Origin of the sequence: Paraburkholderia terricola (genome assembly GCF_900142195.1) — a bacterium.
Classification (GTDB): domain Bacteria; phylum Pseudomonadota; class Gammaproteobacteria; order Burkholderiales; family Burkholderiaceae; genus Paraburkholderia; species Paraburkholderia terricola.
Genome location: NZ_FRAB01000002.1, coordinates 111189 through 127462, shown reverse-complemented (window position 1 = coordinate 127462; position 16274 = coordinate 111189). Strand labels below are relative to the sequence as shown.

Sequence of the window (16274 nt, the reverse complement as noted above, 5' to 3'; positions counted from 1 at the left end):
CTGCGAGAAAGGTCTGGTACGTCGGGTTGCTTTGGGTTGCTTTAGTTTCGGTTTATTCGGTTCAGTAGGCACCGCCGACGCGATGCCGGGCGACGAAATGGTCCGGTCCCACCGCGATCAGCGGCGCCACGGCCGGTTCGTCGTTCAGCGCGCGGATCGGGCTCGGAATCTCATCGGCGGCGAGCATCCGTTTCGCGTGACGGCGCGCCGGATCGGCGACCGGCACCGCGCCCATCAGCTTCTTCGTGTACGGATGCTGCGGCGCCTCGAACACCGCGCGGCGCGGGCCGATCTCGACGATCTGCCCGAGATACATCACCGCGACGCGATGACTGACGCGCTCGACCACCGCCATGTCGTGCGAAATGAACAGATACGCCACGCCGAGTTCGCGTTGCAGATCGAGCATCAGATTGACGATCTGCGCCTGCACGGAGACGTCGAGCGCGGACACGGATTCGTCCGCGATCACCACCTTCGGATTCAACGCCAGCGCGCGCGCAATCGCGATCCGTTGCCGTTGACCGCCGGAGAACTCGTGCGGATAACGGCGCGCGGCTTCCGGCGGCAAGCCGACTTTTTCGAGCAACCAGGCGACGCGCGCCTGCGCTTCGGCGCCTTGCGCGACGCCGTGCACGAGCAGCGGCTCCATGATGGAAAAGCCGACCGTCAGGCGCGGATTCAGCGACGCGAACGGGTCCTGGAAAATGAACTGGATATTGCGGCGCAGCGCCTGCAACGCGGGGCCGGTGAGCGAGCTGATTTCCTTGCCGTCGAATTCGATCGAACCGCTTTGAGTTTCGACGAGGCGCAACAGCGAGCGGCCGGTGGTCGACTTGCCGCAGCCCGATTCGCCGACCAGCGCGAGCGTTTCGCCCGGCCGTAAATCGAAGCTGACTTTTTCGACCGCATGCACGCGGCCCGTCACGCGGCCGAACACGCCGCTCTTGACCGGGAAGCGCGTGACCAGATCGCGCACCCGCAGAATCGGCGGCGTGCTGACGAGCACGAGCGGCTGCGCTTCCTGCGCGACCGCGGCGGCGGGACGCACGGCTTCGTCCGCGCCGGTGAGGCCCGCCTGCTCGACCGTCAGGATCGGAAACCTGGCGGGCTGATCGGTGCCCTGCATCGAGCCGAGGCGCGGCACCGCCGCGAGCAGCGCCTTCGTATAAGGATGCGACGGCGCGGCGAAGAGCGCATCCGACGCGCCCTCTTCCACCTTCTCGCCGCGATACATCACCAGCACGCGATCGGCCACTTCGGCCACCACGCCCATGTCGTGCGTGATGAAGATCACGCCCATGTTCATCTCGTCCTGCAAGCCGCGGATCAGTTGCAGGATCTGCGCCTGAATCGTCACGTCGAGCGCGGTGGTCGGTTCGTCGGCGATCAGCAGCGCGGGCTTGCACGAGAGCGCCATCGCGATCATCACGCGTTGGCGCATGCCGCCCGACAGTTGATGCGGAAACCGCGCCGCCACCCGGCGCGCTTCGGGAATCCGCACGAGTTCGAGCAGACGCAGCGTTTCCGCGTGCGCGGCCGAACGGCTCTTGCCCTGATGCAAGGCGATCGCCTCGCTGATCTGATCGCCGACCGTGAAGACCGGATTGAGCGAGGTCATCGGCTCCTGGAAGATCATCGCGATGTCGGCGCCGCGAATCGAGCGCATCGTGCCCGACGACGCTTTCGCGAGGTCGAGCACGCTGCCGTCGCGGCGCCGGAAGGCGATGCCGCCGCCGGCAAGGCGCCCACCGCCATGCTCGATCAGCCGCATCAACGCGAGCGAGGTCACCGATTTGCCCGAACCCGATTCGCCGACGATCGCCAGCGTCTCGCCGCGCTCGACGGTGAACGACAGATGGCGCACCGCGTTGACGGTTGCGTCGCCGCTGCGAAACGCGACCGACAGATCGTCGACCGCGAGCACGCGTTGCGGCGGCAAGGTTTCGATAAGCGGACGGGCGGTGTGCGATGAAGTCGGCACGGTGGTTCCTTTGAATTCAAACGCGGCTAGCGAAAGTTCAGGCGATAACGCGGGCATACCAGGCGATAACCCGGCGAGCGGATCAGCGATAGATCGCCGTCACCGGCGTTTCGCCGGGACGCGCGAAACCGCGATACATGCCCTCGGTATTGAACGGCAGCGTGACGTTGCCGCGCGCATCGACGGCGATCAGGCCGCCACGGCCGTCGATCCTCGGCAGGCGGTTCATCACGACGTCGTGCGCCGCCTCTTCCAGCGAAACCTGGCGATAGGCCATTTGCGCGGCGACGTCGTAGGCGGCGACCATGCGCATGAACATCTCGCCGGAGCCGGTGGTCGAGACCGCGCACGTCGCGTCGTCCGCATAACAGCCCGCGCCGATCAGCGGCGTGTCGCCGACCCGGCCCACCTGCTTGTTGGTGACGCCGCCCGTTGAAGTAGCCGCCGCCACGTGGCCATGCCGATCGAGCGCGACCGCGCCGACGGTGCCGAACTTGCGGTTCGGGTCGATCGGCTCGTGCGGCGCGGGATCGTCGTCGTTCGTGGACGACGCGCCGGCGAGCGTCGCGCCGTCGTGGTCGAGCATCGCGCGCTGCCGGTCGCGCGCGAGCAGCCATTGATGGTGGCGCGCCTCGGTATGGAAATACCCGGGCTCGACGAATTCGAGTCCGTGCGCGGCCGCGAAGGCTTCCGCGCCTTCGCCGGTGAAGAGCACATGCTCGCTGCTTTCGAGCACGCGGCGCGCCGCCAGAATCGGATTGCGCACGCGCTTCACGCAGCAGATCGCGCCGGCTTCGAGCGTGCCGCCGTCCATGATGGCGGCGTCGAGTTCGTGCGTGCCGGCCGCCGTGTAGACCGCGCCGCGACCCGCGTTGAAGAGCGGGCAATCCTCGAGCAGACGCACGGCTTCGCTCACGGCGTCGAGCGCGCTGCCGCCGTCGGCGAGGATGCGCTGGCCGGCGCTCAGCACGGCATGCAAGGCTGCGTGATATTCGGCTTCGGCGCCGGACGACATCGACGCGCGCAGGATGGTCCCTGCGCCGCCGTGAATGGCAATGACTGCGTTGGAGTTCATCGTTTGGATTTGCTGGTGCGGGTGGCGCTGCTGGTGCGGGCGGTGCTCGCGCCGCGCTTGTCGCGGGCCGCGCCGCTGGAGGCGCGCGCGGGTTTGTCCATTGCGGCGATCGGCGCGGGCTGAGGATCGGTGAGCCAGGGCAGCACGAATTCGGTGACGTCGGCGGCCGCTTTCACCGAGCGCTTGGCGCGATACGCGACCGCGTCGCAAAGTGCCTCGATCACGGCGAGCACGGCGGAGTCGGCATTGGCCGCGAGCCGCCGCTCGGAGCGCACGTACAGCGAGAGATCGGCGAAATGCGCGAGCGGCGAGCGCGGGCTGTCGGTTAGCGCAAGCACGCGCGCGCCGCGGCTCGCGGCACGGCGCGCGAGTTCGATGGTGTCCTCGACATAGCGCGGGAATACGATGCCGATCACCAGATCGCCTTCGTCGGAATTGAAGAGACGCCGCGCGGCATGCGACGGCCCGCCGATCAGCGCGAGCGATTGCACGTTGTCGTGATACGGCATCAGCCCGTGCTCCATCAGGCCGGCGAGAAACGAGCTGGTGCCCGCGCCCAGCACGAACACCCGGCGCGCGGCGAGGATCGCCTCGACGGCGGCTTCGGCCGCGGCGCTATCGATCGCGCTGCGCGTGGAGTGCAGGTTGGCGGCGGCCTGTTCGAGCGACGCGTCGATCAGGTTGTCGCCGGCCGCGAGCGATTCCTGCGCGCTGCGCAATCGCTCGACCGGCGCAAGCGTCGCTTCGAAACCGCGCACCAGCGCCTCACGAAACTGCGGATAGCCGTCGAAGCCGAGCGTGCGCGCAAAGCGATTCGCCGTCGCCACGGACGCGCCGACCACGCTCGCCAGTTCGTCGATACGCATGGTGGCCGCGCGAAACAGATTGGCCAGCACGTATTCGCCCATGCGCCGGTGAATCGGCGTGAGAGTCGGCATGGCCGCGGCAATGCGCGAGGCGATGGCCTGCTCGGCGGAGTTGGGAGCAACGGATGGGTGATGAATCATACGAGCGAGGCGGACCACCTGATGTAAGCCAAATGCATGAAAGTATGTTTACATAGAAAACGCCTGGAAAAAAATTCATTTTCATCCGCGCGGGTTTTCCCGAGCGTTTCAGGGGCACGCAAGGCGGCTCACCACGGCGACGAGCGGCGCGGCGGCGAGACTGATCTGTCCGGCGGACTGCGCGACCCGATTCGACCACGCGAGCCGCTGAAATGCGGCGGGAAAACCGGGAAAACGGATCGCGGACGAAGCCGGCGAAGAGGACTGGGCGTGCATCGATGAACTCCCGCAACGAGGTAGGGGAGACCGTCGTCGCCGCTATCGCGCGGCGCGGCGCTCCACTTCTTGCGGTGTTATTCTTCGCTCGCCATGAATCTCGAAAGCATCCTCTTCACTCAAGGTTTCGGCTCGCGCCGCCAATGCCGCGCGCTGATCGCCGACGGCCGCGTGAGCGTCGGCGGCATGGTCCGCACCGATGCCGACGCCGATTTTTCAATCGACGACAGCGCGTTCGGCTTCAGCGTGGACGGCGTTGCCTGGCCGTATCGCGAGCGCGCCTATCTGCTTCTGAACAAGCCCGCCGGCTATGAATGCTCGCGCGAGCCGCAGCATCATCTGAGCGTGTTCAGCCTGTTGCCGCCGCAATTCGCCGAGCGCGGCGTGCAGTGCGTGGGCCGCCTCGATCAGGACACGACCGGCCTCTTGCTGCTCTCCGACGACGGCAAGTTCGTCCATCTGTTCACGTCGCCGAAACGCAAGGTGCGCAAGGTGTATGTCGCGACCACGCGTCATCCGGTCGACGACGCGCAATTGGCCGCGCTGCGCGACGGCGTGTTGCTGCACGGCGAGCCCAAGCCGATCGCCGCCGTCGAAGCGGAGGCGCGCGGCGACCGTCAGTTGGCGCTCACCGTGATGGAAGGCAAATACCACCAGGTCAAGCGGATGATCGCGGCAGCGGGCAATCGTTGCGAGGCGCTGCATCGCGAGCGGATCGGCGGGCTCGCCTTGCCCGCCGCGCTGGCACCCGGCGCATGGCAATGGCTCGACGAAACCGACCTCGGATCTTTACGAAGCGGGTAAACCGGTAGCGTCCCCTTTAACGCATTGATGCAGCACGAAAAACATGGGCGCGATCGCGCACATAGGCTGCGGGACGCGCATCGATGCGCTGCGTCGCAGCATGCCCTTCCTTTCAGCGCCCTCTATACTCGATTAAACAAGGACTAAAAAAGTTCAAGGAGGGTGCCATGGTCGTCCACGACACAAGCGGGATCTGGTACATGATGGTTGCTTTCGCCGGCCTCGGGCTGGTGGTGATCGGCGGACTGCTGATCGTGATGCGGCGGCGGCACAAATACCAACCTAATCTGATCGGGGCGTTGATCGGCGCGATGCTGTGCTTCCTGCTGCTGGAAGCGTTGCCGGCGTTGACCTGATGCATTGACGCCGCTCGGCGCCGGCTCGTTCGGCCGGCGTGATGTGGTGTGAGTGGCCGAGGATGTCCGGCACCGTGGTTCGTCGACCGTGGGTCGATTAACCCTCACGCGGCCACATGCTCATGGCGCGCGCGTTGCGCTCCCACGCAAGAAATCTTCGACGCTCGGATAACGAAAGCGCACGCGCAATTCCTCCTTGAGGCGCCGGTTCACGAGCCGCCTCGATTCACGCATGAAAGACAGCAGGGTCGGCTCGATCTCCTGTTCCGCTTGCGCGCGCGTGATGCGAGGCGCGCGCGGCAAGCCGAACGCGTCGGCGACCCGGTCGAAATACTCCCCCATCTTCAGCGACGTGTCGTCGGACGCGTGGATCGCGCGCGCCGGACGGCCGTGCGTCGCGAGACGCACGAGGATCGCGGCGAGATCGTCGGCGTGGATATGGTTGGTGTAGACGTCGTCGGCATCGATCAAGGCGGGCGTGCGCTTTTCGAGGCGCGCCAACGGCAGACGATTGCGCGCATAGATGCCAGGAATGCGCGCGATGCTGGCGGCGAGCGTGCCGCGCGCCGTCGCGCGCCGCAATTGCCGCTCGGCCGACATGCGCCGTTTCGCGCGAGCGTTGGCCGGTTGCGTGTTGCGCGTTTCGTCGATCCACGCGCCGCCGCAGTCGCCGTAGACGCCCGTCGTGCTTGCGTAGACGAGCCGTATCGGCGCGCGTGAGCCGGCGGTCCGGCGCACCCCGTCGGGTACAATATTGGCTGCTTCAGATTCAGGCCACGAGGCAGCGCTCAGGTTGCGCAACCCGCGGCGCAGCCGCCCTACCGGCGCCACCGCGCCGCGTGCTGCGCGCAGCGCGCGATCGCGGCGAGTGCCCAGCGTGGCGAGCAAGGCGCGAGTCCGGCGATCGTCGTCGCCGGTTTTTTGCGGCGGCGCGAGGTGCAGCACCGTCGGCGCGAGACCGGCGAGCCGTTTCAGACTGCGGCGCTCATCGAGGTCGCCGACCAGCGGTGTGACGCCCGCGGCGCGCAATTCGGCGCTGCGCTCGGCGTGGCTGGTCAGCGCGAAGATATGCGCGCGCGGTCGCAGCAAGGGCACGCAGCGCATGCCGACGTCGCCGCAACCTACGATTAACACGCGCGGCCGGCGTAAATTTCGTGTCGCTTTCATGGTGCAGGCATTGTAGCCGTCAAGCGCGGCAGGTATCGCGCAGTTGAGACCGCGCGTTCCATGACGCCGGTCCCATCGCGCGGGTCCGATAACGATTACCGACTTTTCGATTTCGAACACTCTATGGCATTTAACGTCACGCTCCGGCAAAGCGGCCGGCAGTTTCAGGTAGAACAGGATGAACCGGTGCTCACCGCCGCCTTGCGCCAGGGCATCGGCCTGCCCTACGGTTGCAAGAACGGCGCCTGCGGTTCGTGCAAGGGCACCGTGGTGAGCGGTGAGATCGAACAGCGCTCGCATTCGTCATCGGCTTTGTCGAACGACGAGAAAACGCGCGGCATGGCGCTGTTCTGCTGCGCCACGGCCTGCTCCGATCTCGAAGTGGACATCCGCGAAGTGGCCGGTGTCGGCGACGTGCAGGTCAAGAAGCTGCCCTGCCGCGTGAACGCGATCGAACGGAAAGCCGACGACGTGGTCGTGCTGAAGCTGCAACTGCCCGCCAACGAACGTCTGCAATATCTCGCCGGCCAGTACCTCGAATTCATCCTGAAGGACGGCAAGCGCCGCAGTTATTCGATGGCGAGCGCGCCGCACACCGAAGGCCCGATCGAATTGCATATTCGTCACATGCCTGGCGGCGCCTTCACCGATCACGTATTCAACGCGATGAAAGAGCGCGACATTCTGCGCTTCGAAGCGCCGCTCGGCACGTTCTTCCTGCGTGAGGAATCGGACAAGCCGATCGTGCTGCTCGCCTCGGGCACGGGCTTCGCGCCGCTGAAGGCGATCGTCGAGCACGCGGTGTTCAAGAACCTCGACCGGCCGATGACCTTGTATTGGGGCGCGCGCCGCAAGAAGGATCTGTATCTGCTCGACCTGGCCGAGCAATGGGCTCGCGAGATTCCGAACTTCAAGTTCGTGCCGGTGCTCTCGGAGCCGGACGCGAGCGATGCGTGGACGGGCCGCGTCGGCTTCGTGCATCGCGCGGTGGTCGAGGATCTGCCTGATCTGTCGGCTTACCAGGTGTATGCATGCGGCGCGCCGGTGATGGTGGAGTCGGCGCAGCGCGATTTCACGCAGCATCATCGGCTGCCGGAAGACGAGTTTTATGCGGATTCGTTTACTAGCGCGGCGGATCTGGCGAATCCGGTTTGAGCGGTAACGCAGCGTCAGCGTACACGCGTCGATGCTCACGGAGCTGAGTTCGGCAAGCGCGGCTGTGCACGCGGCTGCGCTTGGCGCATGGATGGCTGATGCCGATAAACGCGTCGATTTTGACCTGCAGTGCGCGCGCCTGATTTTCAAGCGCCGCATGCTCGGGCAAAAGCAATTTGCGCAAGGGCGTATGGCCGTCTGTTCCGGCTACACCGAGATTGGATGCGACAAAGTCGACTGCCGCCAGCGTGTCGAACAGCATCTCACCCCACACGGGTTCGTGATGCGCGACACGATTACGCGTCTGATAAATGCGTTCCAACCGGATGGCCACCGCCGACCGGTTTATCCGCTTGTTGGGGAAAATGCGCTTGAGCGCCGACTTCCATAGCGTCTGTTCATAATCGCTGGAAAAGAGCCGCTTCCAGAAGTACATCGTGAGCTGAGTGATAACTTGCCCGCTCCGAACAGAGATTGCTCTTTGCCGTGCATCGAGCCGAAACTCATGGCGCAGCGCGGCCGGCACGCCGCGGCGAAATGCTGCCTCGTCCAATGCGTGTTTCTCAGTGGGCTTAAGTTTGGCGTAGGCGGCACGCTGGGCACCGCGCACCGCCGCTTCGATCTTGGCGCGCTCCTCGTCCTTCCATGTAAAAGGCCCCGGTGGGCGACGCAACCAGCCGCCAACGCCGAAATGTTCGGTCAGCCTGTCGCATACTGCGTTGCGCAGTGCGATTTCGACCACCGCGGTTACGCTCATCAGCGCGCCCGCCACTTGCAGCATCTGCTGATGAAGCGCGACCGCCGCGCGCGTGGTGCCCGCCAGCGACTGAAAGGTGTTGAGGCGTTCGCCCGAAAGCAGCGCGGCGACTGCCGCAATGTCTTCGTCAGTCAGATGTTCCATTGACGTTTGGCTCCTGGGCTTTTAGAATCGTCGGCGATAAGTCGGGATCAGCGTCGGCAGCTATCCTCGGATGGGCGGACCCCCGGCTTCCTCATTCAAAACGGGCGCTCACTCGAGCGCCCGTTTGCATTTCCAGCGGTTGTTTTCATGCGCCACCGATTCCGGCACCGCCCGCGCAGAAATGATCCGCGTCACATTTTAGTCAGCCATACGTCTCATAATCGGTCTGCGACCTGAACTCGCGCTGCCCACAAAAATATCGGCACAACGCAAATTCACGGTTTACACCAGCGCTTTCCTTGTCGTATTCTTTCGCGCATGAACCGCATCCAATCCGAACTTCGACGTCGCCGCTCGCCGCTCCCTTAGGGACGCCGCCGGCTTCGTCACGGATTCGCGCCGCACAACGGCGCAAGCTGTTCGAATCATGAAAGCCACGGCATGCCGTGGCTTTTTTGTTTTTCCTGGCCTTCTTCCCTACCGGGCCACCCTTCATTCACTTTTCACCCTGCTGTCTGGAGCCTGCCGTCATGAACTTCACTGAGTACCCGATCGAGTCGCTGATGTACATCACGAACCGGCCCGAAATCGTTTTCACGCACGGCAAGGGCTCGTGGCTCTACGACAACGACGGCAAGCGATATCTGGACTTCATCCAGGGCTGGGCGGTCAACAGTCTCGGCCACTGCAATGAAGGCATGATCGAAGCACTCAACAAGCAGGCGCAACTGCTGATCAATCCTTCGCCGGCGTTCTACAACGAGCCAATGGCAAAGCTCGCCGCTCTGCTCACGCAGCACAGCTGCTTCGACAAGGTGTTCTTCGCGAACAGCGGCGCCGAAGCGAACGAAGGCGCGATCAAACTCGCACGCAAGTGGGGCAGGAAATACAAGGACGGCGCGTTCGAGATCATCACGTTCGATCACAGCTTCCACGGCCGCACGCTGGCCACCATGTCGGCGAGCGGCAAGCCGGGCTGGGACACGATCTACGCACCGCAAGTGCCCGGCTTTCCGAAGGCGGATCTGAACGACATCGCATCGGTGGAAAAACTCATCAACGCGAAGACGGTCGCCGTGATGCTCGAGCCGATCCAGGGCGAAGGCGGCGTGATTCCCGCCACGCGCGAATTCATGCAGCAACTGCGCGCGCTGACGAAGCAACACAACATCCTCTTGATCGTCGACGAAGTGCAAAGCGGTTGCGGCCGCGCGGGCACGCTGTTCGCCTATGAGCTGTCGGGCATCGAGCCGGACATCATGACGCTCGGCAAGGGCATCGGCGGCGGCGTGCCGCTCGCGGCGCTGCTCTCGAAAGCGGACGTCGCCGTGTTCGATGCCGGCGATCAGGGCGGCACCTACAACGGCAACCCGCTGATGACCGCGGTCGGCTATTCGGTGATCTCGCAACTGACCGCGCCGGGTTTCCTCGAAGGCGTGCGTGAGCGCGGCGACTATCTGCGCACGAAACTGCTCGAGTTGTCGGAAGAACGCGGCTTTATCGGCGAACGCGGTGAGGGTCTGCTGCGTGCGCTGCTGCTCGGCAAGGACATCGGCAACCAGATCGTCGAGAAAGCGCGCGACATGCAGCCCGACGGTTTGCTGCTGAACGCGGCGCGTCCGAACCTGCTGCGCTTCATGCCGGCGCTGAACGTGACGAACGAGGAAATCGACCAGATGATGGCGATGCTGCGTTCGATCCTCGACACGCTGTAATCAATCGGACACGACACGCCTATGACGACGAGCGCCGCGCTATCGATTCGCCGCTTCGACGCGAGCGACACCGATGCCGTGGTCGCGCTGTGGCAGGAAGCGTTCCCCGAGTATCGGGACGTGACGCGGCCGCAGCGCAACCCGCATCTGTCGATCGCCAACAAGCTGGCGACGCAACCGGAACTGTTCTTTGTGGCGGTGCTCGGCGGGCGAATCGTCGGCACGGTGATGGGTGGGTATGACGGACATCGAGGCTGGCTGTATTCGCTCGCGGTGGATGCGTCGCTGCGTCGTCATGGCATCGGCACGCGTCTGGTCGCGCATGTCGAAACCGCGTTGACCGAACGTGGCTGCCCGAAGCTGAACCTGCAAGTCCTGTCCGCGAAGGCGGACGTGCGCGCGTTTTACGAAGCGCTCGGTTATCGCGCCGACGCGGTGATCAGTCTCGGCAAGCGTCTCGGCGAATTCGCGGACGCCGCGCCGGCTGCGTAAAGCCGCGCCGCCCGAATGAAAAAGACCGCATGCGTTTATCACGCATGCGGTCTTTTTCATCGGCATGGCAAACCTGGCTCGGGTCTATGACCCACTCATTCGCCCAGGTAAGCCGCCCGCACCTTCGGATCATCCAGCATCTGCTTCGCGTCGCCGGACATCGTGACGAGCCCCGAGTCCATCACGTAGCCGCGGTTCGCGGCCTGCAACGCGAGACGCGCATTCTGCTCGACCAGCAGCACGGTCATGCCTTCAGCCGAAATAGCGCGCACCACCTCGAAGATCTTCTCGACCATGATGGGCGACAGACCCATCGACGGCTCGTCGAGCAGCAGCAGCTTCGGCTTCGAGATGATCGCGCGCGCCATCGCCAGCATCTGCTGTTCGCCGCCCGAGAGCGTGCCCGCATACTGCGTCGCGCGTTCCTTCAGGCGCGGGAAAAAGCCGAACATGCGATCGACGTCCGCCTTGATGCCGTCGGTGTCGTTGCGCAGATAGGCACCCATCTGCATGTTTTCGACGATCGACATGCGCGCGAAGATGCCGCGGCCTTCCGGCACCATCGCGAGGCCGCGCTTGAGCAGCTCGTGCGCCGGGATGCCCTTGATCGACTGGCCCATGTACTCGATGTCGCCGGCCGAATACGGCTTCAGACCCGTGATCGCCTTCATCGTCGTGGTCTTGCCCGCGCCGTTCGCGCCGATCAGCGTGACGAGTTCGCCCTGCGCGACTTCGAGGTCGATGCCCTTGACTGCCTGGATGCCGCCGTAATTGACCTGCAGGCCCTTGATTTTCAACATTGCTTGCGTTGTGGACATCAGTGGACTCCCGCACCCAGATAAGCTTCGATCACCTTCGGATCCTTCTGCACGTCTTGCGGCAGACCTTGCGCAATCACCTTGCCGTAGTCGAGCACCGTCATCTGGTTGCACAGACCCATCACGAGTTTCACGTCGTGTTCGATCAGCAGGATCGTCTTGCCGTCCGTGCGGATCTTGTCGAGCAGCTTGGTCAGCTCGACCTTTTCCGTTGCGTTCATGCCGGCCGCCGGTTCGTCCAGCGCGAGCAGCTTCGGATCGGTTGCCAGTGCACGCGCGATTTCCAAACGGCGCTGGTGGCCGTACGACAGGTTGCGCGACGTGTAGTCCGCGTACTGCGCGATGCCGACGTATTCCAGCAGTTCGATCGCGCGCTCCTTGATCTCGCGCTCTTCGCGGCGCTCGGCCGGCGTCTGGAACACCGCGCCCACCAGGCCGTGCTTCGTGCGCACGTGGCGTCCGACCATCACGTTTTCCAGCGCGGTCATGCCGCCGAACAGACGGATGTTCTGGAACGTGCGCGCGATCCCGGCCTTCGCCACCTGATAGACGGCGGTCGGCGTGTAGTTCTCGCCGTCGAGCTTGAAGTCGCCCGAATCCGGCGTGTACAGCCCCGTGATCACGTTGAAGAAAGTGGTCTTGCCGGCGCCGTTCGGGCCGATCAGACCGTAGATCTGGCCGGCCTTGATTTCGAGGCCGACGTCGGACAGCGCCTGCAGGCCGCCGAAGCGTTTGTTGACGCCCTTCACCGACAGTCGAATGTTGTCGCTCATGTGTTTTCTCCCTGCCGGTTTATGCGCGCACCGGCTTCTTGCCGGCCCGTTTCGCAATCTTCGCGATCTTGTCCTCGTGCTTCGGCGACGGCCACAGGCCTTCCGAGCGGTACAGCATGATCACGACCATCGCGAGGCCGTACAGCAACTGACGGATCACTTCGGTATCGACGATTTCATGGCCGAAGATCATGTTCTGCAACGGACCCATCGTCGAGCGCAGGAATTCCGGGAACACGGCGAGCAGCACCGCGCCGAGAATCACGCCCGGAATGTGGCCCATGCCGCCGAGCACCACGCACGCGAGCACCACGACCGATTCCCAGAACGTGAACGATTCCGGCGACACGAAGCCCTGGAACGAACCGAACATCGCGCCCGACAGACCGCCGAACGACGCACCCATGGCGAACGCCAGCAGCTTCACGTTACGAGTGTTGATGCCCATCGCCTTCGCGGCGATTTCGTCTTCGCGGATGGCGGCCCACGCGCGGCCGATACGCGAGTGCTGCAAGCGCGTGCACGTCCAGATCACGAACAGCGAGCAGATCACGAACAGGTAGTAGTACATGTACACCGACGGGAACGAGAACCCGAGGAAGGTGTGCGTCTGCGCGAGACTGAAGCCGCCGACGTTGACCGGATCGATCCCCGTGATGCCCTTCGGTCCGTTGGTGATGTTCACCGGACGGTCGAGGTTGTTCATGAAGATCCGCACGATTTCCCCGAAACCCAGGGTCACGATCGCGAGGTAGTCGCCCCGCAGACGCAAGGTCGGCGCGCCGAGCAGAACCCCGAAGAGCGCGGCGAGCGCCATCGCGCACGGCACGATGATCCAGATCGGCGTATGCAGCCCGTTCGGCGCCAGATGCGCGATCCACTCGAACTGCGAGGCCAGGTGCGGCGAGCTCAGCAGCGCCGCGGTGTACGCGCCGATTGCGTAGAACGCGATGTAGCCCAAATCCAGCAGGCCGGCGAAGCCGACCACCACGTTGAGACCGAGCGCGAGCATCACGTACAGCATCGCGAAGTCGAGCACGCGGACCCAGTAGTTGCCGCCGGCGGCGCCGATGATCATCGGCGCGGCGATCACGAAGATCGCGGTGATGATGCCGACGACCAGCGTCTTCGTGAGGTTCTTTTCAGGGATGAGCGTCGTGGACGGCTCGATCGGTTGAATTGAGGTCATGTCTGTTTACTCCTTATGGCCCGGGATCAAGCGCGATCCGCAACGCGTTCGCCGAGCAGGCCCGACGGACGGAACACCAGCACGATGATCAGCACGATGAACGCGAACACGTCCTGGTAGTTACTGCCGAACACGCCACCGGTCAGGTTGCCGATGTAGCCGGCGCCCAACTGTTCGATCAGGCCGAGAATCACGCCGCCGACCATCGCGCCGCCGAGGTTGCCGATGCCGCCCAGCACCGCTGCGGTAAAGGCCTTCAGGCCGGGGATGAAGCCCATGTAGAAGTGAGCGTTGCCGTATTCGGACGCGATCATCACGCCGGCGAGCGCGGCGAGCGCCGAGCCGATCATGAAGGTCGCCGAAATCACGAAGTTCGGGTTCACGCCCATCAGGCTCGCGACGCCGGGGTTCTCGGCGATCGCGCGCATCGCGCGGCCGAGCCTGGTCTTGTGAACCAGCAGCAGCAGGCCGCCCATCACGAGGAACGCCACCACGATGATCACGATTTCGGTCATCGAGATCACGGCGCCGGGCGTCGTCTCGGTGGCCTTGATCACGTTGATCGGATCGGTGGGCAGCAGTTGCGGGAACGGCAGCGGGTTGCGCGACCAGATCATCATCGCGAGCGTTTGCAGCAGGATCGACACGCCGATCGCGGTGATCAGCGGGGCGAGACGCGGCGCCTTGCGCAACGGCCGGTAAGCCACGCGCTCGATCGTGTAGCCGACCGCCGCGCACACCACGGCGGCGATCGCCAGCGCGATGCACAGCGTCGGCACGTTGCCTAAGCCGGGGAAGTGGTTCTGCAGCACGCCTATGGCGGAGAGCGCGACCATCGCGCCCACCATCAACACGTCGCCATGAGCGAAGTTGATGATGCCCAGAATGCCGTAAACCATCGTATAGCCCAGTGCGATGATGGCGTAAACGCTGCCAAGCACCAGCCCGTTGAGGACCTGCTGGATGAAGATATCCATTTAATGCTCCTTAGCCCGTGCGGCCGGATTCGCGTTCTTCATCAGCCGGTGGGCGGTGATGCGTTACGGAATCTCAACGGCACTGCGGGTACTGATGTAAAAGACCGGTAAGGGTTATCCGCCGCCGGTTAGCCTTGACGACCGGGATGCGGTCGCGGGCTCGCCTTGAGCGGATGCAAAAACGGCACCGTTGGGTGGTTTCGGTGCCGTCAGGCTGAACGTCCCGTCATCACATCTTCACGACGTCGAGAACCGCTTTCTTGCCGTCCTTGAAGTCGTAAAGCGTAATGGCGCCCTCTTTCAAATCACCCTTGTCGTCGAACGCGATGTGGCCGATTACCCCGGTGTAATCGGTGGACGGCATCGCAGCCAGCACCTTGGGCGCCTCGATCGAATTAGCGCGCTTCATTGCATCGACAATCACATACACAGCGTCGTACGTGAACGGTGCGTAAATCTGCACCGGCGTGTGGAAGCGGTCGACGTACTTCTTTTCGAAGTCCGCTCCCCTGTCCATTTTCGAAAGCGCGAGTCCCGCTTCCGAACAGACCAGGTTTTGCACGGCGGTTCCCGCCAGCTCACCCACCTTGTCGGTACACACGCCGTCGCCGCCAAGGATTTTTGCCCTGATTCCGAGCGCCGCCGCCTGCTTCGTAAACGGCCCGCCCGTCGCGTCCATGCCGCCGAACATGATGACGTCCGGATGAACACTCTTGATCTTTGTGAGGATGGCCCGGAAATCCGTGGCCCGGTCGTTCGTCGCTTCGCGCGCGACGATCTTTGCTCCGCTCGCCTCCACGGTCTTCGCGAATTCGTCCGCGAGCCCCTTACCGTAGGCGGTCGCATCGTCCACTACGGCGATGCGTTTGGCGCTCAACGCCTTCGTGGCGTAATTGGCGAGCGCCGGCCCTTGTTGTGCGTCGGTGGCGACGACCCGGTAGGCCGTCTTGAAACCCTGCTGCGTGTACGCCGGATTCGTCGACGACGGCGAGATCTGCACGATGCTCGCATCGCTATAGATCTTCGAGGCCGGAATCGACACGCCCGAATTCAGATGCCCGACCACCGCCACGACGTGATCGTCGACCAGTTTCTGTGCGACCGCCGTGCCCGTTTTCGGATCCGCGGCATCGTCTTGCGCGTCGAGCTGCAACTGGATCTTGCGGCCGTCGATCGTCAAGCCCTGCGTATTGATTTCCTCGACCGCCAGGCGCGCGCCGTTTTCATTGTCCTTGCCAAGATGCGCGATGCCGCCCGTCAATGGGGCCGCATGGCCGATCTTCACGATCGTCGCTTCACTAACCGGTGCGCTTGCCGCCGTCGCAGCCGATGCACCCGCTCCCGCCTCGCCATCCTGTTTCTTGCCGCACGCGGTCAACATCGCAACCGCGGCCGCGATGGACACGGCGTAAGCAAACTTGACTCGCATTAAGTAGGTCTCCCGCGCCTTGCAAAAATCTATTGTCCGGGACCCGGAGGCCTTGAGAACGCGCGCATTGTAACTCCAATTTTGCGACGGGCAATATTGTTGAACCGGCAGGGTTTTCCTGCATTGCAACCTTATTTTGAGAGCGGAATCCGTCAA

15 protein-coding genes and 1 pseudogene are annotated in these 16274 nt (G+C 64.0%); 5 read left to right on the top strand and 11 right to left on the bottom strand.

Annotated features, from left to right (window positions below):
* Window positions 1–61: 61 nt before the first annotated feature.
* The 4 genes and pseudogenes from BUE39_RS02380 to BUE39_RS33985 form a co-directional block, all read right to left on the bottom strand.
* On the bottom strand, window positions 62–1984 hold the full coding sequence (locus BUE39_RS02380; RefSeq protein WP_073427227.1) for a dipeptide ABC transporter ATP-binding protein: 1923 nt from the start codon (window positions 1982–1984) through the stop codon (window positions 62–64).
* An 82-nt stretch (window positions 1985–2066) separates the two neighbouring features.
* Window positions 2067–3059, bottom strand: a complete 993-nt coding sequence (locus BUE39_RS02375) for an isoaspartyl peptidase/L-asparaginase family protein (protein ID WP_073427054.1) — start codon at window positions 3057–3059, stop codon at window positions 2067–2069.
* On the bottom strand, window positions 3056–4066 hold the full coding sequence (locus BUE39_RS02370; RefSeq protein WP_073427053.1) for a MurR/RpiR family transcriptional regulator: 1011 nt from the start codon (window positions 4064–4066) through the stop codon (window positions 3056–3058). Before BUE39_RS02370 ends, BUE39_RS02375 begins: the two co-directional genes overlap by 4 nt.
* A 132-nt stretch (window positions 4067–4198) precedes the next feature.
* Window positions 4199–4342, bottom strand: a pseudogene (locus BUE39_RS33985) (MFS transporter); the annotation flags it as partial.
* A 93-nt stretch (window positions 4343–4435) separates the two neighbouring features.
* Here BUE39_RS33985 and BUE39_RS02365 point away from each other — a divergent pair.
* The gene (locus tag BUE39_RS02365) at window positions 4436–5146 is read left to right on the top strand and encodes a pseudouridine synthase (protein WP_073427052.1); all 711 of its coding nucleotides are present in this window, start codon (window positions 4436–4438) and stop codon (window positions 5144–5146) included.
* A 167-nt stretch (window positions 5147–5313) separates the two neighbouring features.
* Entirely contained in the window at window positions 5314–5502 is a 189-nt protein-coding gene (locus BUE39_RS02360; RefSeq protein WP_073427051.1) for a hypothetical protein, read from the top strand.
* A 120-nt stretch (window positions 5503–5622) separates the two neighbouring features.
* Here BUE39_RS02360 and BUE39_RS02355 read toward each other — a convergent pair whose 3' ends face one another.
* Window positions 5623–6669: an NAD-dependent epimerase/dehydratase family protein gene (locus BUE39_RS02355; RefSeq protein WP_073427226.1), complete on the bottom strand. Its 1047-nt coding sequence runs from the start codon at window positions 6667–6669 to the stop codon at window positions 5623–5625.
* A gap of 123 nt (window positions 6670–6792) precedes the next feature.
* Here BUE39_RS02355 and BUE39_RS02350 point away from each other — a divergent pair, with 123 nt between their 5' ends.
* Window positions 6793–7824 carry a CDP-6-deoxy-delta-3,4-glucoseen reductase gene (locus tag BUE39_RS02350; RefSeq protein ID WP_073427050.1) on the top strand — a complete coding sequence of 344 codons (1032 nt, stop codon included), beginning with the start codon at window positions 6793–6795 and terminating at the stop codon, window positions 7822–7824.
* Here BUE39_RS02350 and BUE39_RS02345 read toward each other — a convergent pair.
* On the bottom strand, window positions 7793–8725 hold the full coding sequence (locus BUE39_RS02345; protein WP_073427049.1) for a hypothetical protein: 933 nt from the start codon (window positions 8723–8725) through the stop codon (window positions 7793–7795). The two genes, BUE39_RS02350 and BUE39_RS02345, sit on opposite strands and share 32 nt — an antisense overlap.
* Window positions 8726–9255: 530 nt before the next feature.
* Here BUE39_RS02345 and BUE39_RS02340 point away from each other — a divergent pair.
* Window positions 9256–10440, top strand: a complete 1185-nt coding sequence (locus BUE39_RS02340) for an acetylornithine transaminase (protein WP_073427048.1) — start codon at window positions 9256–9258, stop codon at window positions 10438–10440.
* A 21-nt stretch (window positions 10441–10461) separates the two neighbouring features.
* Window positions 10462–10932: a GNAT family acetyltransferase gene (locus BUE39_RS02335; RefSeq protein ID WP_073427047.1), complete on the top strand. Its 471-nt coding sequence runs from the start codon at window positions 10462–10464 to the stop codon at window positions 10930–10932.
* A 95-nt stretch (window positions 10933–11027) separates the two neighbouring features.
* On the opposite strand, the gene BUE39_RS02330 is transcribed toward BUE39_RS02335, so the two are convergent.
* The 5 genes from BUE39_RS02330 to BUE39_RS02310 form a co-directional block, all read right to left on the bottom strand.
* Window positions 11028–11732, bottom strand: a complete 705-nt coding sequence (locus BUE39_RS02330) for an ABC transporter ATP-binding protein (protein ID WP_090518686.1) — start codon at window positions 11730–11732, stop codon at window positions 11028–11030.
* 17 nt (window positions 11733–11749) lie between these two features.
* Entirely contained in the window at window positions 11750–12523 is a 774-nt protein-coding gene (locus tag BUE39_RS02325) for an ABC transporter ATP-binding protein (RefSeq protein WP_073427045.1), read from the bottom strand.
* 19 nt (window positions 12524–12542) lie between these two features.
* The gene (locus BUE39_RS02320) at window positions 12543–13712 is read right to left on the bottom strand and encodes an ABC transporter permease subunit (RefSeq protein ID WP_073427044.1); all 1170 of its coding nucleotides are present in this window, start codon (window positions 13710–13712) and stop codon (window positions 12543–12545) included.
* Window positions 13713–13738: 26 nt separating this feature from the next.
* Complete coding sequence (locus BUE39_RS02315; RefSeq protein ID WP_073427043.1) at window positions 13739–14689, bottom strand: branched-chain amino acid ABC transporter permease; 951 nt, start codon at window positions 14687–14689, stop codon at window positions 13739–13741.
* Window positions 14690–14918: 229 nt separating this feature from the next.
* Entirely contained in the window at window positions 14919–16118 is a 1200-nt protein-coding gene (locus BUE39_RS02310; RefSeq protein WP_073427042.1) for a branched-chain amino acid ABC transporter substrate-binding protein, read from the bottom strand.
* Window positions 16119–16274 lie beyond the last annotated feature (156 nt).